The organism is Acidocella sp. (genome assembly GCF_035535915.1).
GTDB lineage: Bacteria > Pseudomonadota > Alphaproteobacteria > Acetobacterales > Acetobacteraceae > Acidocella.
On record NZ_DATLPB010000029.1, the window covers coordinates 63821 to 82565 of the forward strand.

18 protein-coding genes and 1 pseudogene are annotated in these 18745 nt (G+C 61.1%); 13 read left to right on the top strand and 6 right to left on the bottom strand.

Features of this window, described 5'->3' with window-relative positions; all coding sequences use genetic code 11:
* Position 1: 1 nt before the first annotated feature.
* The 10 genes from VNC39_RS04145 to VNC39_RS04190 all read left to right on the top strand — a co-directional run bounded on the left by VNC39_RS04145 (position 2) and on the right by VNC39_RS04190 (position 10865).
* Entirely contained in the window at positions 2–979 is a 978-nt protein-coding gene (locus VNC39_RS04145; RefSeq protein WP_325396464.1) for a DNA polymerase III subunit delta', read from the top strand.
* Positions 976–2514: a methionine--tRNA ligase gene (metG, locus tag VNC39_RS04150; RefSeq protein WP_325396466.1), complete on the top strand. Its 1539-nt coding sequence runs from the start codon at positions 976–978 to the stop codon at positions 2512–2514. The genes VNC39_RS04145 and metG overlap by 4 nt, the downstream gene beginning before the upstream one ends.
* A gap of 7 nt (positions 2515–2521) precedes the next feature.
* Entirely contained in the window at positions 2522–3298 is a 777-nt protein-coding gene (locus VNC39_RS04155) for a TatD family hydrolase (protein ID WP_325396468.1), read from the top strand.
* Entirely contained in the window at positions 3295–4083 is a 789-nt protein-coding gene (locus VNC39_RS04160) for an MBL fold metallo-hydrolase (protein WP_325396470.1), read from the top strand. Before VNC39_RS04155 ends, VNC39_RS04160 begins: the two co-directional genes overlap by 4 nt.
* 182 nt (positions 4084–4265) lie before the next feature.
* Positions 4266–5195 carry a ubiquinol oxidase subunit II gene (locus VNC39_RS04165; RefSeq protein WP_325396472.1) on the top strand — a complete coding sequence of 310 codons (930 nt, stop codon included), beginning with the start codon at positions 4266–4268 and terminating at the stop codon, positions 5193–5195.
* Positions 5196–5250: 55 nt separating this feature from the next.
* Positions 5251–7335 carry a cbb3-type cytochrome c oxidase subunit I gene (locus tag VNC39_RS04170; protein ID WP_325396474.1) on the top strand — a complete coding sequence of 695 codons (2085 nt, stop codon included), beginning with the start codon at positions 5251–5253 and terminating at the stop codon, positions 7333–7335.
* 5 nt (positions 7336–7340) lie between these two features.
* On the top strand, positions 7341–7964 hold the full coding sequence (locus tag VNC39_RS04175; RefSeq protein WP_325396476.1) for a cytochrome c oxidase subunit 3: 624 nt from the start codon (positions 7341–7343) through the stop codon (positions 7962–7964).
* Positions 7964–8353, top strand: coding sequence for a hypothetical protein (locus VNC39_RS04180; protein WP_325396478.1), 390 nt, complete (start codon positions 7964–7966; stop codon positions 8351–8353). Before VNC39_RS04175 ends, VNC39_RS04180 begins: the two co-directional genes overlap by 1 nt.
* Positions 8354–8718: 365 nt before the next feature.
* The gene (locus tag VNC39_RS04185; RefSeq protein WP_325396480.1) at positions 8719–9693 is read left to right on the top strand and encodes a calcium-binding protein; all 975 of its coding nucleotides are present in this window, start codon (positions 8719–8721) and stop codon (positions 9691–9693) included.
* 122 nt (positions 9694–9815) lie between these two features.
* Positions 9816–10865 carry a methyl-accepting chemotaxis protein gene (locus VNC39_RS04190; protein ID WP_325396482.1) on the top strand — a complete coding sequence of 350 codons (1050 nt, stop codon included), beginning with the start codon at positions 9816–9818 and terminating at the stop codon, positions 10863–10865.
* A gap of 617 nt (positions 10866–11482) precedes the next feature.
* On the opposite strand, the gene VNC39_RS04195 is transcribed toward VNC39_RS04190, so the two are convergent.
* Both VNC39_RS04195 and VNC39_RS04200 read right to left on the bottom strand, forming a co-directional pair.
* Positions 11483–11647 (bottom strand): KTSC domain-containing protein, encoded by a 165-nt coding sequence (locus VNC39_RS04195; protein WP_325396484.1) that lies wholly within the window; start codon positions 11645–11647, stop codon positions 11483–11485.
* A gap of 45 nt (positions 11648–11692) precedes the next feature.
* Positions 11693–13180 (bottom strand): ATP-binding protein, encoded by a 1488-nt coding sequence (locus VNC39_RS04200; RefSeq protein ID WP_325396486.1) that lies wholly within the window; start codon positions 13178–13180, stop codon positions 11693–11695.
* A 449-nt stretch (positions 13181–13629) separates the two neighbouring features.
* Here VNC39_RS04200 and VNC39_RS04205 point away from each other — a divergent pair, with 449 nt between their 5' ends.
* The 3 genes from VNC39_RS04205 (at position 13630) to VNC39_RS04215 (ending at position 15683) form a co-directional block, all read left to right on the top strand.
* Complete coding sequence (locus tag VNC39_RS04205) at positions 13630–14100, top strand: phospholipase D-like domain-containing protein (protein ID WP_325396488.1); 471 nt, start codon at positions 13630–13632, stop codon at positions 14098–14100.
* A 108-nt stretch (positions 14101–14208) separates the two neighbouring features.
* Positions 14209–14460: a CsbD family protein gene (locus tag VNC39_RS04210; RefSeq protein WP_325396490.1), complete on the top strand. Its 252-nt coding sequence runs from the start codon at positions 14209–14211 to the stop codon at positions 14458–14460.
* 353 nt (positions 14461–14813) lie between these two features.
* Positions 14814–15683 carry a formate/nitrite transporter family protein gene (locus VNC39_RS04215; RefSeq protein WP_325396492.1) on the top strand — a complete coding sequence of 290 codons (870 nt, stop codon included), beginning with the start codon at positions 14814–14816 and terminating at the stop codon, positions 15681–15683.
* A gap of 200 nt (positions 15684–15883) precedes the next feature.
* Here VNC39_RS04215 and VNC39_RS04220 read toward each other — a convergent pair whose 3' ends face one another.
* The 4 genes and pseudogenes from VNC39_RS04220 to VNC39_RS17415 form a co-directional block, all read right to left on the bottom strand.
* Complete coding sequence (locus VNC39_RS04220) at positions 15884–16468, bottom strand: c-type cytochrome (protein WP_325396494.1); 585 nt, start codon at positions 16466–16468, stop codon at positions 15884–15886.
* Positions 16455–17744, bottom strand: coding sequence for a sulfite dehydrogenase (gene soxC / locus VNC39_RS04225; RefSeq protein WP_325396496.1), 1290 nt, complete (start codon positions 17742–17744; stop codon positions 16455–16457). Before soxC ends, VNC39_RS04220 begins: the two co-directional genes overlap by 14 nt.
* Before the next feature lie 36 nt (positions 17745–17780).
* Positions 17781–17954, bottom strand: a complete 174-nt coding sequence (locus VNC39_RS04230; RefSeq protein ID WP_325396503.1) for a helix-turn-helix domain-containing protein — start codon at positions 17952–17954, stop codon at positions 17781–17783.
* A 10-nt stretch (positions 17955–17964) separates the two neighbouring features.
* A pseudogene (locus tag VNC39_RS17415) lies at positions 17965–18706 on the bottom strand (2-dehydro-3-deoxygalactonokinase).
* Positions 18707–18745: the final 39 nt, after the last annotated feature.

The following is an 18745-nucleotide window of genomic DNA, read 5'->3' on the forward strand; positions in this document are numbered from 1 at the left end:
TATGCTTGACCCCCGCGCCAACCCGCACTTCCGCGGCCATGAATCGGCTGTCGCCGCCTTGCATCATGCCGCGATGTCCGGCCGGCTGCATCATGGCTGGCTGATTTCCGGGCAGCCCGGCATCGGCAAGGCGACTTTGGCGTTCCGCTTCGCGCGCTGGCTGCTGGCGGGCGAGAGCAGCGCGGATCTCTCCGTGCCGGAAACCGCCCCGGTGTTTCGCCGCGTCGCGGCGGGGACGCATCCGGATCTGTTCACCGTGGAACGGCGCGTGAACGTCAAGACGGAACGGCTGCAATCGGAAATCGTCATCGCCACGGTGCAGGAGGCGAGTGCCTTCATGCGCCTGACGCCGGCCGAAGGCGGCTGGCGCGTGGTGGTGATCGACGGCGCCGAGGATATGAACCCGAATGCCGCGAATGCGCTGCTGAAAGTGCTGGAGGAGCCGCCCGCCCGCGCCATTCTGCTGCTGGTTTCCTCAGCGCCGGGGCGGTTGCTGCCGACCATCCGCAGCCGCTGCCGGGCCTTGCCGCTGGCGCCGTTGCCCGAAACGGACATGGCGGCCTTGCTCGCCGCTTATGCGCCGGACCTGGGAGGCGAGGAACATGCCCGGCTGGTGCGGCTGGCGGAAGGAAGCATAGGAACGGCGCTGAGCCTGGCGGAGGACGGCATCGCTGTTGCCGGGCTGGTGGATGAGGTGCTTGCCGCGCCGGTATCGCCGGCACGGGCGCAAGCCATCGCCGACAATGTGGCGCGCGCGGTGGAGGGGGTGGACAAGTTCGATACCTTCATGACGCTGCTGCGCGCCGGGTTGGCGGCTCATACGCGCGCGGCGGCGAGGGCAGGTCAGCCGGCTGCACAGCTTGCCGGTCGCGTCGCGCTCTGGCAGGAATTCGCCAAGCTCGAACACGAGGTGCTCGGCCTCAATCTCGACAAACGCGCCGCGGTGATCGTGGCGCTCAGCCAGTTGCACAGGACATGAGCCGGAACAGATTTTACCTGACCACGCCGATTTATTACGTGAACGGTTCGCCGCATCTCGGCCACGCCTACACCTCCACGGCCGCCGACGTGCTGGCGCGCTTCAAGCGGCTGGACGCGTTCGACGTGCTGTTTCTCACCGGCACCGACGAGCATGGCCAGAAGGTCGAGGCCGCGGCGCGGGACGCCGAGACCGACCCGCAGAATTTCGTCGACCAGGTGGCGGCCGATTTCGCCGACATGGCGCGGCGCATGAACATCTCCTACGACGATTTCGTCCGCACCACGCAGCCGCGCCACAAGGAAGCCGCGCAGGCGCTGTGGCGCAAGCTGGATGAGGCGGGGATGATCTATCTCGGCGCCTATGAAGGCTATTACGCGGTCCGCGACGAGGCGTTCTATGACGAATCCGAGCTGACCAAGCGGCCGGACGGCACCCTGGTGGCGACCGCCTCCGGCGCCCCGGTGCAGAAGGTCAGCGAGCCGTCATATTTCTTCAAACTCAGCGCCTTCCAGGACAGACTTCTGGAATTCTATGAAGCGCATCCGGACTTCATCGCGCCCACGGCCAAGCGCAACGAAATCCTGAGCTTCGTGCGCGGTGGGCTGAACGATTTGTCGATCAGCCGCACCAAATTCACCTGGGGCATTCCGGTGCCGGGCGACGAGCAGCATGTGATGTATGTGTGGCTGGATGCGCTGGTGAATTATCTCACCGCCACCGGCTACCCGGATGCGGCCGCGCCGCGCGCCGCCTATTGGCCGGCCGACCTGCATCTGGTGGGCAAGGAGATCATCCGCTTCCACGCCGTCTATTGGCCGGCTTTCCTCATGGCGGCGGGTCTGCCTTTGCCCAAGCGCGTGTTCTCGCATGGTTGGTGGACGGTCGAGGGCGAGAAGATGAGCAAGTCGACCGGCAATTTCATTGATGTGCGGCCGCTGGTTTCGACCTTCGGGCTCGACCAGGTGCGCTTTTTCCTGCTCCGCGAGGTGCCGTTCGGCAATGACGGCGATTTCTCCCGCCGGGCGCTGATCGCGCGTGTCAACGCCGAGCTGGCCAATGGGCTCGGCAATTTGGCCCAACGCACGCTCTCGTTCATCGCCAAGAATGCCGGCGGCGTGGTGCCGGCGCGCGGCGCCTTGCGCGAGGCCGACCATGCGCTGCTGGACGGCGCCGCTTCGCTGCCGGAAAAGGTGAGGGCGGCGATCAACCGTCTCGCGTTCCATGAGGCGCTGGAGGAGGTGTGGAAAGTGATCCGCGCCGCCGACGCCTATATCGACCACCAGGCGCCCTGGACGCTGAAAAAGACCGATCCGGAGCGCATGCTGACGGTGCTGTATGTGCTGGCGTCCGTGCTGCGTACCGTGGCGGTGCTGTTGCAGCCTTTCATGCCCGACAGCATGAGCAAGCTGCTCGACCAGCTTGGGGTCGCGCCTGAGGCGCGGCAGATTGCCGCCCTTGAGGCGCCTTTGGTTGAGAATGCGCCTTTGCCGGCTCCGGTCGGCTTGTTTCCACGCATTATAGAAGCCGCATAAGCATCTAATGTTAATAGATTCCCACTGTCATCTGGACTATTTCAACCAGCCCGGCGAGCAGGCGGAGGTGGTCGAGCGCGCCCGTTTGGCCGGGGTCGGCGAGCTGGTGACGATCGGCGTGACGTTGAGCCAGTCACGCGAAGCCATTGAGATTGCGGAAAAGTTCGACAATGTCTGGGCCTGTGTCGGGGTTCACCCGAACCATGCGGCGGACGAATTGCCGGTGGCGGAACCGGAGGCGATCGCGGCGCTGGCCCGGCACCCCAAGGTGATCGGCATCGGCGAATCCGGCCTGGATTATTTCTACGACAAGGCGCCGCGTGATATTCAGGAGCAGAATTTCCGCGCCAATATCCGTGCCGCGCGGCTTTCCGGCCTGCCGCTGGCCATCCATGCCCGTGCCGCCGACGAGGACATTGCGCGCATCCTCGCCGAGGAGCGGGCGCTGGGGCATTTCGATTTTCTGCTGCATTGCTTTTCCTCCGGGCGCGCGCTGGCCGAGGCGGCTCTGGACATGGGCGGGTATATCTCGTTCTCCGGGATCCTGACCTTTCCGAAATCCCAGGACATTCGCGACATCGCCGCTTCCGTGCCGCCCGAGCGGCTGCTGGTGGAGACGGATGCGCCGTATCTGGCGCCGGTGCCGTTCCGCGGCAAACGCAACGAGCCGGCTTATACTGCGCACACGGCCAAGGTTCTTGGGGAGGTCAAAGGAATGTCGCCTGAAGCCATTGCCGAGCTGACGACGGCCAACTTCAAGACGCTTTTCCGGAAAGCGGCGTGAAGGTCACGCTGCTCGGCGTCGGCGGATCGGCCGGCTCGCCGCAGATCGGCGGGGCCGACGGGTTCGGCGATTGGGGGCAGCTCGACCCCGCCGAGCCGCGCAACCGCCGCACGCGCTCGAGCATCGTGATCGAAACCGATGACGGGCAAAGGCTGCTGGTCGACACGCCGCCCGATTTGCGGTTGCAGCTGACTGGCGCGGGCATCGGCCGGATCGATGCCGTGCTCTACACGCATGCACATGCCGATCATATCGCCGGGCTCGACGAAATCCGCATCCTCAACCGGATCATCGGCCGGGCGATGCCGGCTTACGCGACCCGCTTCATCTGGGATGAGCTGAGGCAGCGCTTCGATTATGCCTTCAAGCCCTTCAATAGCGGTTTTTTTTCCCGGCCAGTGCTGGAGGAAGAGGAGATCGCCCCCGGACAGATTGTGGACATTCTCGGGCTGCCGGTGACGCTGATCGACCAGGACCACGGGTTCAGCCGCAGCCTTGGCTTACGCACACGCAATTTCGCCTATTGCACGGATGTGGTGCATCTCGATGAGCCAGCCCTGGCGGCGTTGACGGGGCTCGATTTGTTCGTGGTGGATTGCTTCACCCGCACCGGCAAGCACCCGTCGCATGCCAATCTCGACCAGGTCCTGGCCTGGGTCGAGCAGCTCCGCCCGCACCGGACGATTCTCACGCATATGGGCCCCGATATGGATTACCAGGCGCTGCTTGCGAGTCTGCCGCCCGGGATTGAGCCCGGCTATGACGGTATGGTGCTTGCTTTGTGAGGTCAGAAAAAATAACGGCATGCTGTCCTTAGCGGACGATGCGCGTTTTGTGAGCGGGCTCTTTTCGATCTGCCCGCTTGATCGGCAGCTTCGGGGAGGGCATTCTGCCGGCGTACAGGTCATTACACTGGAATTAGTTAAGGTAGACTGAAATGATACCGTCACGGCACCGAAGAATTACTTTGTTTTCACGGCCTCTCTTGTTTCTTTCGGCCTTGCTGCTGTCGGGCTGCTCGACCGTATCATACCGTTTGTTCCATCCCGCCGATTCCATCGCCAGCGTGGAATGGCACTACACCATCGTCGACGTGGTGGTGATGCTGCTGATCACGCTGCCGATCACGTTCATGATCGCGCTGTTCATGTGGCGCTATAGCAAGAAGCGCAACGCCGCCTACGACCCGAACTGGTCGCACTCGCTCGGCCTGGAATTGCTGATGTGGGGCGTGCCGTTCATCGTCGTCGTCGTGCTCGGCTATTATTCGTACCAGAGCGCCATGCTGGTGAATCCTTATGCGCCGACCGTGCTGAAATCCGCTGAGGCGGATGCGCCGCTGCAGGTGGATGTGGTTACCACCGACTGGCAATGGGTATTCATCTACCCGCAGCAGGGAATCGCGACCATCGACGACCTGGTGGTGCCGCAGGGACGGGCCGTCAATCTGCGGCTGACCTCGACCAGCGTCGTGAACGATTTCTTCATTCCGCAGGTTGCGCCGATGATTGACGTCATGCCAGGCATGCGCACCAAGGATGCCTTCGAGGTCAACCACGCGGGCAATTACGAAGGCTACTCGGCCGATTTCAGCGGCGCGGGCTTCTCCTGGATGCAGTTTTCCACGCGCATCGTCTCGCCGGTGGATTTCGACGCCTGGGTCAAGCAGACGCAGGCCTCGCCGGCGAAGCTGGGTTATGCGCAGTTCCGCCAACTGGCGCAGCCGACCGTGAATGTCGGCGCCAAGCCGGCCTATTTCTCCGGCGTGGACGCGGATTTGTTCAATCAGGTCTATAACGCGGCGCTGCACGGCACAGTCTACCCGGTACCGGCGGAGGTCCCCATTCCCGTTCCGGCGAAGACCGCCGCGGCGCAGGCGGGTTCGGCCCACTCCTGACGCGATCCGTATCCCCTAATGCAAACGCACCCCAGACGAAGAGAAAGGTCTTAACGTGCTCGTTCATGTGCCAGGTCCGTGGTCGCCGCTTTTTGGCAGGCTGACCCTCGATTCCATTCCCTATTCCAACCCGATCATCATCTTCGCCTTTGCCTTCTCGGTCATCGCTGGGCTCCTGGTCCTTGTGCCGGTCGTGTATTACCGCAAGATCGGCTATCTTTTCCGTGAATGGCTGACCACCGTCGATCATAAGAAGATCGGCATCATCTACATCCTGCTCGGCCTGGTGATGATGTTCCGCGGCTTCGTCGACGGGATGATGATCCGCACCCAACAGGTGATGGCGGACGGCCCGCACTCGGGCGGTGTTCTTGGCGCGGCGCACGGCTATCTGCCGCCGGAGCATTTCGACCAGATCTACAGCTCGCACGGCACGCTGATGATCATTTTCGCCGTCACCCCGATCCTCACCGGCCTCGGCAACATCATCGTGCCGCTGCAGATCGGCGCGCGTGACATGGCCTTCCCGATGATGAACGCGATCAGCCTCTGGCTCACCACGGTCGGCGCGATGCTGGTCATGGCCTCGCTGTTCATCGGCGATTTCTCCACCGCCGGCTGGGTCGGCCTGGCCCCGCTCACGGAAGTTTCCTACAGCCCGAGCGTCGGTGTCGATTACTGGCTCTGGGCGATTCAGATTTCGAGCATCGGCACGACGCTGAACTCGATCAACATGATCGCCACCATCGTCGGCATGCGCGCCCCCGGCATGCGCTGGGACCGTCTGCCGATTTTCACCTGGACGACGCTGTCGACCAACATCATCGGCCTGACCTCCTTCCCGATCCTCGGCGTGGCGCTCGCTCTGCTGGGCGCGGACCGCTATCTCGGCACGCATTTCTTCACCGCCGGCCTGGGCGGCGACCTGATGCTCTACACCAACCTGTTCTGGATCTGGGGCCATCCTGAAGTGTACTTCCTGGTGCTGCCGGCCTTTGGCATCATCTCAGAAGTCATCCCGACCTTCGCGGAAAAACCGCTGTTCGGCTATATTACCATGGTGGCGGCGACCTTCGCCATCGCGGGGATTTCCTGGTTGGTGTGGCTGCACCATTTCTTCACCATGGGCGCCGGACCCTACGTCAACACCTTCTTCTCGGTGGCGACCATGCTGGTCGGCATTCCGACCGGCGTGAAAGTGTTCAACTGGGTCTTCACGCTCTATCGCGGCCGCCTGACCTTCACGGCGCCGATGCTGTGGGCTGTGGGCGCTTTGTTCCTGCTGCTCATCGGCGGCGTGACCGGCATGATGCTGGCGATCCCGGCGGTGAACTACACCGTGCATAACAGCGTGTTCGTGATCGCGCACTTCCATTGCATGGTGCTGCTCATCGCCTATTCGATTTTCGCCGCCACCGGCTACTGGTTCCCGAAAGTCTTCGGGTTCCGGCTGGATGAGCGCAGCGGCAAGGCGTTCTTCTATACGTTCAGCCTCGGCACCGCTGTGCTGTTCATCGCCATGTTCGCGCTCGGCTTCATGGGCGAGACGCGGCGTCTGGACTACCTCTACAACACGCAATGGATGCCGGCCCTCGTGGTCGAGGAAATCGGCATCGGCTTCTACACGCTCTCCTGCTATTATTTCGCGAAAATGCTGTATGTCAGCATCCGCGATCGGGTGAAGAACCGTGTCGGCGCCGATGCGTGGGGTACCTCGCGCACGCTGGAATGGCTCACGCATTCGCCGGTGCCGTTCTATAATTTCGCGGTGACCCCGCAGGTGAACACGCGCGACGAGCTGAGCTGGCGCTACGCCAACAAGGTCGCCGACGTGCAGCCCGACCATTTCGAGGCTTTCCACATGCCGAACAACACGGTCGTGCCGCTGCTCATCGGCATTCTCGGCTTCGGTTTCGGCTTTGGTATGGTGTGGCGGATCTGGTGGATGGCCGGGTTCTCTCTGCTCGCGATCATCGCCGTGGTCATCTACCGTTCGTTTGCGCGCGATAAGGGCTATATCCTGACCGCGGAGGCGCTGGCGAAACTGGAGAGCGCCAACAAGCCGCTCGGCGTGGTCGCCGAGACGCAGTATCTGAGTGAATCCAACACGTCGCATATGGCCGAAGCGGAGGCGCATTAATGCAAATGAATATCGTCAAAGACGGCAAAATTCCGCCGCTCTGGCATTACGGGCATGAAGAGCATGACGTGATCGGCGCCAAGACCTTCGGGTTCTGGCTGTACATGCTGAGCGACGCGCTGCTCTTCGCCGGGCTTTTCGCCGCCTATGGTGTGCTCGACCACACCATGAATGCGGCCGGCGGCCCCACCGAATCCCAGGTCGTGCACCCGATCGCCGCCACCTGGCAGACCTTCGCGGTGCTCTCCAGCGTGTTCGCCTACAGCCTCGCCACGGTGGCGCTGAAGCGCGGCAACCGCGCCGGGGTGGTCCTCGGCATGCTCGCCGCCATCGGCCTGGGCGTCGTGTTCCTCGGGCTGGAGCTGGCGGACTTCGCCAGCCTCTTCCACGCCGGCGCGACTCCGTTCACCAGCGGCTTCCTTTCCGCCTTCTTCGTGCTCATCGCCTCGCACGGGCTGCACATGGTGTTCGGCCTGCTGTGGATGCTGGTGATGCTGGTGCAGGTGCTGCGCTTCGGCTTTTCCACGGCGGTGGTGGCGCAGCTGCTCAATCTGCGCCTGTTCTGGCAGTTCCAGGCCTCGGTCTGGGTTTGCGTCTATGTCTTCGTTTACCTCAAGGGGACCATCTGATGGCCACGCACCAGCCCGATCCCGTGCTGCACCCGGAAGTGCAGCAGGCGAGTTTCACCGGCTACACCGTCGGCTTCGTGCTGTCGCTGGCGCTGCTGATGGCGGCGCTGCTGATCACCGAACAGCATGCCTTGCCGCCGCTGAAATTGCTCGGCGCGATTTCCGCGCTCGCGATGGTGGCGTTGTTCGCGCAATGCTTCCTGTTCTTCGGCCTGAACATCGCGCTGCATAATATCTGGAAGAGCGTGTCGCTGGTCCTGACGGTGCCGCTGTTCATTCTCACCATCGGCCTGACCGTCTGGATGTTCCATGAGCTGGACAGCCTGACGATGCTGCCCGGGGCCTCGGTCATGCCGGGCATGAACATGCAGCCGACGCTGCTGCAGTAACGTCGCGTCACGGCGTCGGCCGCCGGCAAAAAAGCTGGCGGCCGGCGATGATAGCAGGAGCGGGGACGCGCCCTCGCGGCCTTCGGCGTGGTGGGAGCGCGTGACGCGCGCCGCGCCCCTAACCAGAAAAATAACGGCGCGATCCTCGATCCCGCATCAGATACATGCAACGCCGCCGTTCGGCGGCGATTTCCCGTGCCTGCGCGCGGGAAATTCGCGCGCAGGCGCCGATTTCACATGACACAAAATATCAAACGCAAGCGTTGTGTATCTGAGGTTGTATTGTGTCTATCTTGTAAACCATTGCGCGAACCGGTAACCGCACATGACTGTAGTGCATTACTCTGTTGGGAAGTAGCATAGGGATGGCGACAATTTCTGGTGGATCGAACCGATTGGGCTGGAACAATGCGTTGAACAGTGCGCGCTGGAGCGTGCAATGCGGCGCGGTGTTGGGCGTATTGTTGACGAGCGCCTGCAGCATGCCCAACACCGCCAAGCCGCCCGTCCTCGGCCCCGATGAGGGCCAGACCCAGACCAGAATGCCACCCGTCGCCCCCATGACGGCACCCACCGCGCCAACCCCGCTAGCAACGCAGCTAACGCCGCTGCCTGGCCCGGCCCCGTACGCGGCGCCGCAGGATACCGCCGCCACGCATAACGTCACGCTCGGCACCGGCGCCAATATTACGGTGATTGGCTCCTCCGGCAACGATGTCATCACGGTCGGGGCGCCAACCCAGTCGGTGATTGCCGGCACCGGCAAAAGCACGGTGAATGTGCCGGCGTATCTGGCCAGCGCAAAAGTGGTCGGCCGCAGCCCGGCGAAAACCACGCTCCATATCATCACGCCGGGTACGGCAGCTCTGAGCGACGAGGACAGCAACATCACCGTCAAGCTCACGCCGGGCACCAACAATCTGTCTCTGGGCCAGGGCGCCAACATCACGGCGGTCGGCACGCCGGGCACCGACGCCATCACGGTCGGCGCGCCGACACAGTCGGTGATCGCTGGAAGCGGCACCGACACGGTGAACGCCTCGTCGGATTTGGCGGGGGTAAAAGTGGTCGGCCACGGACAGGCCGTGACCACGCTGGTCATCACCACCGGCGGCAACGCCACGCTGAACAACGCGGACAGCAACCTCACCGTGGTGCTCAATGGCGGGGCCGGCGGGCCGTCCTTCCATGATCGTCCCACGGCGCTTCATCCTCATGCCTGGCGGAAGGCACGGCCGGCCAAACACTGGCACGTGGCCGCCAAGGCTTCGCCGGTGCGCCATGGCGCACACGGGTTGGCGTGCCCGCCGACTTCAACGCCGGCGCCGGGTTTGAAATAGAATATCCATCACGCCGGACAAAAAAGCCGGGGAGGGGCCATCCCAGTCGAATTCTGTACATGTCGGTTTATTCGCCGTAAGTAACAACTTTGGAGATATACTCGGATAACCCGGAGTTTCTGATGTTACTGAATGAAGACGTGTCGTCAGAAGGCGGAGCGACCCCTGAGCTGGTTTTGCGCTATGTTGATGCGGCGGCGGGTATTTCGGAGGTCAAGGTCCGGGACATTCACACCATCACCGCCCACACGCATCTCTTGGCGATCAACGCGTCAATCGTGGCGGCGCGTTCCGGTGAAGCCGGGCGCGGCTTCACCGTGGTGGCGGACGAGGTCAAAAACGTGGCCGGCCAAATCGCGCGCATCGCCTCGGAGATGGATGGCGAGTTAAGCAAGGCGTTCGCGGCGCTGCGTGACGTGGGCACGCGCATGGCGGATGAAGTGCGCGGTCAGCGCCTCGTCGATCTTGCGCTCAATGCGATCGAAATCATGGACCGCAACCTTTACGAACGCACCTGCGACGTGCGCTGGTGGGCCACCGATGCCGCGATCGTCGAGGCTGTGGCACATGACGATCAGGAACGGCGCGCGCATGCCAGCCGGCGGCTTGGCGTCATCCTGCGCGCCTATACGGTCTATCTCGATATCTGGCTGTGCGATCCCAGGGGCCAGGTCATTGCCCATGGCAGGGGGGACCGCTACGCGAAGGTGATCGGCACGGACGTGTCGCGCGAGAGCTGGTTCCGCGACGCGATGGCGAGCCGTTCGCCCGATGATTTCGCGGTCGCCGATATTGCGCGCTGTCGGGCGCTGGATAACGCCCCCGTGGCGACCTACGCCGCCGCCGTGCACGGCGACAATGGCCGTCCCATCGGCGTTCTGGGCATTCATTTCAACTGGGGTGCGCAGGCGGAAGCCGTGGTCAAGGGGGTGCGGCTGACCCAGGCCGAGGCGAAGCGCACGAGAGTTCTGCTGGTGGATGCCAAAAACCGGGTGATCGCAGCATCGGACAAAAGCGGCATGCCGGACGAAACGCTCCGGCTGGAACATGGCGGGCGCTCTGCCGGCAGTTATCGCGATTCCCGGGGCAACACCGTCGCGTTCCATCGCACGCCCGGCTACGAGACCTATCGCGGCCTCGGCTGGTATGGCGCCCTGATCCAATCCGGTTGAACAGCCATCGGGACGCCAGGCGCATGGCGCCTTTTCTTTCCATAATATTGATTCTGCGATTATTGTTGGCTTGATGTACTCTGAGTTGTCAAAATCCCTTATTACTGCGAATTTGGCCTCGCCCGGCCCTTCCGGAGCCCGTTTGGTCCTTAATTCGTGCGAATTAGAGCCCTTATTCATGCGACTTTAAGACTTAATTCATGCGACTTTTGGCGCCGGTCATAAAAATGATTTCCTATGAGTTTTTTGGCGTCGATAGCCAACGCCGAGGCTGATAGTTTCGCCCCGTGAAGGGTTGCGGCCCATGATAAGGTCTCCCTGCCCCCCTCCCCGGCGGCCTTCTTCCGTATCAGGTTTTGTGCGCACCGGACCGGCCGACTAAAGATATGAGCGCATACTTCGTCGCATTCTGTCAGGTGTACGGCGTCTTCTTGTTCTCAGTGTATTTTGAGTTTTTTCCCGATCTCCTTGAGGTAACGCCTAAGGTGCAAAAACATGTGGAAGAAATGCGGGTAGCTCTCGCCAAGCAGAGCCGTTGGCCCGAAATGCTTACCTATGAAGAATGGAACTCATCCATTACGTCCTGCAGCAGGTGCAGGCAGGAGAGTTCAAAGGTGCTAGAGCTTAGCTTCGGGGTAATGACCTTTAATTTCCGCGTTGAAAAAGCGACCGAGTGAGTCCGCCGTCATGAGACGCTCGTTCATGAACGCAGGCACGTTGAAATATTGATAAACGCCGCCGTTCTTGAATTGGACCTCGAGCGTCTCCAACTCGGGGGTCATATCCGACCGCGGTCAAATTGCTAGACGTTACAGGCTGTCGTTCCATCAATTTTCTCCCTCATTATCGTCCGTCTCTGGCGGCTTCCACTTCGGATCCTGTGCACGCCGTACTGCTACAAGCTGCTCATAATCTTCAGTGCCCCGAGCGCGCTTCCAGCTGTCCGCGACGAGCGGGTCTTCGCTGTCGGGGCGACGGTCTTTGGGAGGAAGTGTAACGCGGAAACGCACTGGCAACCGCGCAGCTTCGCCGGTTATGATGGCTTCTCCTGTCCGTAGAACCGAGAGGCTGTCGGCGATACCGCTCAGGTTATCGGGCAAAGCGGCTTGTACCTTGCTGCGGTCGATTGAGTTGGTGAGGCGCAACGCGATGAAGGTGCCACACTGGGAGAGAATGGTGTCGTCAATTTCCGAAGGACGCTGGCTGACGATCATCGCACCGATGCCGAACTTACGCCCCTCTTTTGCGATTCGCTGGACCATCTCGCGTGTAGGGTTGTCGGCTTCCCGGCCAAGATACCGGTGCGCTTCTTCCATAACGACAAGTTGGGGCCGCTTTCGATCACCCTCGTCGCGCTCCCGACCCCAGAAGAGTGCCTCATAGGTAATCGACAGAATTGCGCCGATCAAATCCAGGAGAACGGCACTGGGGATACCCGACAGATCGAGGACGGTTATCGCCTTCTCGTGGCCGATCCAGCTTTCGAGAAGTGCGGGAAGGTCATTCGCCACATGCCCGGTCAGGTCAGGCTCCCAGTCGCCGGGCTTGAGCAAGAACTCGAACTGACGATCGAGCATACGTGACCGCATGCGATCGAGCTGCTTGCGGATGCCGAGCACACCGATGTTGTTTTGATAGGGCGCCGTATTCGTCGTCGTATGCGGCTGGTAGATCGGCGGGCGAAGCGTAGCCGCGTCCCCGGGGAGTACGATCACCGGCTGGGTCTTTGTCTGATCAAACCAGGTTTTGACCTCTGGATCGATCAGCTCGAGCCACATGCTTCGCAAGCTGTACGGAATCGGGCTGTCGGCAGTCATCGAATTCAAGTCGACACCCGGAAAATTATCTGCCTGCGCTATCGTGCTTTTAGCCGCGAAGATCTTGTCGAGGATTGGGGTCGTCGCACGATCGTCCATCTTCCCACACAGGAAGTTGAGGATTTCGGTCGGCCGCAGTGCCCAGTACGGAATGACCAGTTGCTTTTCACCGTCCCCAGGTGTGATCCGGAAAATCTCAGCGTTGTCGCCAAGCGCGCGGGCATATTCACCGTGGATATCGAGCAGGAGGATGCGCGCGCTCGGAAAGCCCGCTCCGCTCGGCGCCGAGATCGATCGCAACAAGCTGGCGACGGTCGTGGATTTGCCCGACCCGGTCGAGCCGAGCACTGCGCTGTGACGTGTGACCAGCTTGTCGAGGTCCAGGCGGACCGGGATGCTCTCGGCGTTGGCAAGTCGCCCAACCACCACCTGTCCGGCAAACCCTGCGCCGTAGATCTTGGCCGCATCGCGGCCTGTGTAAGCCGAAAAGGGGCACACTTCAAAGCCGATTCACATCATGCCCATTTTATACCCCGAAAGTGCACGTGAATGTCAGCAACGTTTCGCTTGGACGCATCGGCGATAGACGTGGAAGGCACTTTTCTTTCCAGAGGAACGGACTTTTTTTGTAATTCCAATGCGTTGCGCGCACTTAAGGCAAAATTCAGGTGGGATGTTAAAACTCAGTTTTCTGTTTCGCTGTCCCCGCTTTCCATAGGGGGGGACCGTTATCCACAGGGGGCCAAGTAGACGACCCACAAAGTCAAGCGGAGCGGCCCCCTGTGGTAAGCGGGAGCAGCGCCCGTCGACCGCGAATACCCAACGGATTGCAACGCCCTATGAGTTTTTTACGGGATGCCTATCATTGCCGAATGTTGATCCAGATCGAGCTTGCACTATTCCCACGTCGAGCGAACCGGCAGCTCTATCCGTCATGGAGAAAGAGAATGTCACCCCTGACAAGAACGCCATTCGTACCTGGGAACAGGGTTCAACTTCTGATCAACGGGCTGCAAAGCTTCCTGGCAATGCAAAGTGCGATAGAAACGGAACGGGATCGCATCGAGATGGAAAGCTATGAATTCAATGGTGCATCCGCTCGGCAATTCAGCGCGTTGCTTCTGCAGAAGCAAGCGCAAGGCGTACAAGTATTTCTAATCTATGACGCTTGGGGCGCGATGGACACGCCGGCAAGCCTATTTAGCAAATTAAGAAAGGCAGGTGTACACGTTCTCGAATACAGTCCGTTCAATCCACTAAAAATGACGTCTCTCGATTTAAACAAACGAGATCACCGGAAGATGATGATCATCGATGGAAAAACGGCTCTCGTCGGCGGTGTAAATGTGTCTCCCGTCTATGAAAACCGGCGGAGGCCCGAACAGCATTCTAAATCATTGATCAGATCCTGGATTTGAAGATTAAGAAAGTAAAATATGCCGATTGAATGGATGCTTGAATAAGCACTGGAAAACGCAAATTTTGCGCACCAGATCCACTGCCTGATTGATGGAGAACCTTATATTATGGTTGACGAAAATGAAGTTGAAGGTACGGTTCGCGATTTCGGCGGAAAGTTCCAGGACGCGGTCGGGGGACTGACCGGTGATGCGAGTACCCAGGCCAAGGGGAAGTGGAACCAAGCTGCAGGTAAGGTGCAAAGGACGTTTGGTGAAGCTTCCGATGAATTGCGCGGCAACGTTACGAGTAGCCCATTGCTCGCCTTAGCTATTGTTGGTGGGGTTGGTTTTGCGCTGGGCTTTTTCGCGCGGCGCTGAGACAGACTTCGATCTCGTCTCCTGTGCGGCGATTACGAGCAGAACGTCTTCTCGGCGCAGTATCGCGCGGTAATGCGCTTAACACAGTATTAAGAAGCCGACATCACAGTAGGAAACTGGCACGGGCATGAATGGCAGTGTTGAAACTGAGCCCAACGGCGCTGGGCTGGGCTCTAGCGCATCAGGTTGCCATTCAAAATAGACTGACTCATGGGTTTCTTCAGTCCGAGAAGGGATCTGCCCGAGAAGGGATCTGCCTAAAAGGCAGCGCGACCTCTAGCACCAAGCCTCAGTCCGGGCGTAGCGCATTCGTCTCAGCTTTGCTCATCGGCGCGTTAGCACAAGGACAGGATATGGACGATCTGGACGACCGCCACGATATGTCTGAGGGTTCGAAGCATCTTGGCCGCGATGAGCAGAGGCTCGCCTTTCGTCATGCAGTCCCGCATGCGCTGGTGATTCACGAAATCATCCGCGAACAAGGCGAGAATGAATTGGCGCGTACGAATCTCGCACTGGCGCTATCAGGCTTTGCGGCCGGTCTCTCGATGGGATTTTCCTTTCTCACACAGGCATTGCTTCAGGCCGGGCTACCCGATGCTGTCTGGCGGCATACGCTGGTGGCGCTGGGCTACAGCGTTGGCTTCATGATTGTGGTGATGGCCCGCCAGCAACTTTTCACTGAAAGCACGCTCACCGCCGTCCTGCCAGTGATCACCCGGCGAGACATGGCAACCGCATTGGCAGCAGCCCGGCTGTGGAGCATCGTCCTAGTGACAAATCTGCTCGGCACCTGGCTCTTCGCCGTGCTGGTTCATTTGCACGGAATATTCCCGCCGGATGTTACCCAAGCAATGACGTCGCTAGCCCAGCAGGCGATTCCGCCAGATCTCTTTGCGACATTTCTGCGCGCTTTCTTCGCTGGCTGGCTAATCGCGCTAATGGTCTGGATTCTGCCAAGCGCACAATCGGCGCGGCTTCTCACCATCGTCATCATTACCTATGTGGTGGCCCTGGCGCAGCTTTCGCATATTGTCGCCGGCTCCGCCGAGGCGGCATATGATGTGCTTTCGGCTCATGCGACACTTGCCTCTTACGCAGCTCATTTTATGCTGCCGACCCTTTGCGGCAATATTTGCGGCGGCGTGCTGATGGTTTCGGCCCTCAACCATGGCGCCGTTGCGTCTGAGATCCACGGCGAGGCCGAACGGCCGAAAAGGTAACCGCATCAGCCCGCGGCCTGGCAACAGCACTACAACACGGTTCGTCCGCGCACCGGCGCCTGAGGCGATCGTTTCCAGGGGCGGAGCCTTTGTGCCACGGCCAGGCGCGCTTGCGCTTAATAGCGCGCGACCGACCAACCTCAGCTTGGCAGCAGCATAAAAAGTAAACTCGCCCAATGGGGGCAGGCCAGTTTTGAAGCCTAGTCGTGCGCCGCAGTGTCCGGGTCCGAACGCCAGATGAATCCGTTACGATTAGGCATCTCAATCTTCGAAAGCGAGGCTCTGTCCATCACCGCATCCGGCGGCGCGAGACGGTTGAGATAGAGGATGTAGGCGGATGCCGCATAGACCTGATCGGCACTGAGGCTTTCCGGATGGTCGAACGGCATCGCCCGGCGGATGTAATCGAACAGCGTCGTCGCGAAGGGCCAGTAGCTGCCGACATCCTTGACCGGATGCGCGCTCGCGAGGCTCCCGATCCCACCGGCGAGGCGCGGCCCGATACCACCCTGCCCGTCCGCGCCGTGACAGGATGCACATTGGCGCGCGTAGAGTACCTTGCCCTCTGCGACCGTTCCTTCGCCCGGCGGGAGATTGCCCCCTTTCGGCCCCACGATGATATCCCAGGCCCGCATATCCGATGCCGTTTCGGGCGAGCCGACGCCGTAGTCCGGGCCCGATGCTGCATTCGGCTGACCCTGCGGTACCGCGCCGACCGGAAAGGCGGCAAGCAGCCAGAGTGGCAAGGCGACGAAAGCCCGCAATTCCGCCTTAAGCATGGACATTGGTCACCTGCCCTCCCGCGGAGATCTGCCAGCTTTGAATGGCGTTGTTGTGATAGAAAGAATGCACGCCCCGAGCCGCGACAAGCTGCTTGAGCGCCGGTTGCACATATCCGGTCTCGTCGACCGCGCGGCTCTGCAGCACCGCGCCACCGCCGGTCCAGCGCCATGGCAGGCGAAAGCGCGTGAAGCATACGGGCTGCACCGGCTCTTGCAGCGTCGCTGCCGACCAGCTCCTGCCGCCATCCGTCGACACTTCGACCGAGGCGATGCGCCCGTTCCCCGACCATGCGAGCCCGCTGATCTCGTAGAAACCGGGTTCAGCGAGCACCTGACCGCCGGACGGCCGCGTGATCACAGATTTTGCCTGCATCATGAAATTGAAAGCGCTCGCTTTGCCGTTCGGCAGCAGCTCCGTGTAGTAAGCCATCTCCTGCTCCGTCATCGCGGGTGATTTCCGCAACTCAATATGACGCAGCCATTTGACGTTCGTATTGCCTTCGAACCCGGGCAACAGCAGACGCAACGGAAAGCCTTGTTCCGGACGCAGCGCTTCGCCATTTTGCGCATAGGCCAGAAGCGCTCCTGCGCGCAGCCCGTGCGCAAGCGGAATGCTGCGGTCCAGCGCCGCCGCGTCGCCGCCCTCGGCCACGAACCACCCCGCACTGTCTTTCACGCCCACAATGTCAAGCACCGTCTTCAGCGCCACTCCCGACCATTCGGCGCACCTGACCAGACCATGTGTCTCCTGCACCGTCTTCCCCACCGGCGCCGCCCATTCCATATAAGTATTGCCGGAGCATTCGAGGAAATGTCGCGCCGTGACGGCAGGCAGCCGCATCAGATCCGCGAGGCGGAACACCATCGGGCGCTCCACCATGCCATCGACGAGCAGGCGGAACTCTGCCGGATCGATCGGCGGCACGCCGGAATGATCGCGCTCGTAAAACAAGCCATTCGGCGTGATCGTCCCGTGCAAATCCTGCAAGGGTGTGAAGCTCGCGCTCGAGAATTTGGTTGGGCTCTTCTGGCTGAGCCGGACGACGCCGGCCTGAAACGGCGATGGCAATCCGTATGGGCGCGCATTGACTGGCGTGCCTAAGGTTTGCATCCAACGGGGGATGCCAGGCGGCCCCGCCTCCCCTCTACCCGCGACTGGCGACGCTTTGGCGCCATGCGGCAACAAAACCGTCGTCCCCGCGATCCCGAGCCCGGCCTCCAAAACGCGCCGGCGCGCCACTTTCGGCTTCTGCGTCGGCAATCGATCGTCATCTGGCATGGCATTCTCTCCCGACCAACGGCGCACACAAGGCATTCACCAAAATGGTTCCTTGCACCTAGGTAGCACCGCGTCTGGCTTGGCCAACAGCGCCGCGGGCTCGATCTTCAGGGCATCGGTGAGGCTCTGTAGAACCGTGACGGTCGGATTGCGAATCCCGCGTTCCATACCGCTGACATAGGTGCGGTCGATGCCGGCGAGATCGGCCAGATCTTCTTAGCTACGCCTGGGTCATATTCTGAGTGTCCCATTGCTTCCTCCATTGGCCGACATGGCCAATGGAAGATTTAGGCATGCGGGGAAACGTTCGCCTTGGCAGCAGGCCCGGCAGCTCAAGTTCATCTATCGGACCACCAAATAAGGAAGGGCGCGGAGCCTTCATCAGCAAACGTCTGCTTCCAGCATCTATGGCTCGACGGCCAAGCGACCGCCTTGGGCGCGGAGAGGAATGCCAGCTGTTGGCCCGAGTGAGCCGGAAACTGCCGTTCCGCTTTGAGATTAAATGGCTGAAAAGTAGACAAAACAGCTCCCCGGTCATGTAAGTCGCGAAATCCATGATGCGCGACTCATGCATGGAAACCCATTTGCTATGGGTCCCGGGCAAGATCACCATGCTGTTCTTCTCGAGGTCGGGAGCCAGGGACAGCGCGCCGAGAATTTGGGTTTCTTCGCCGCGCATCACATTTTGGAGTCTTGCCCCCGCGCCGCACGCCCGGCACGATATATAATGGGCCAGACCCGGTCCTCACCGTCACAAGCGCGGTGGCCAGTTCGGCTGCGCCGGCCGGTGCCTCACAATAGGGAGCCTCCCGCCAGCTTTGCGCGCTGCCGATCATGCCGCTGGCGATTGCCTTCATGCAAGGAAAGCGATCCCGCCATGGACCAGTCAGCATGGTAAACGCCGCAGCGAAATCTCCCCCAGGCGTGTGCATGATGCCCCAAGGTTCGGCGCGCGTGTCCATGATCGCTCCGTCGGTCCCCAGGAGATACGCTCGGACCGA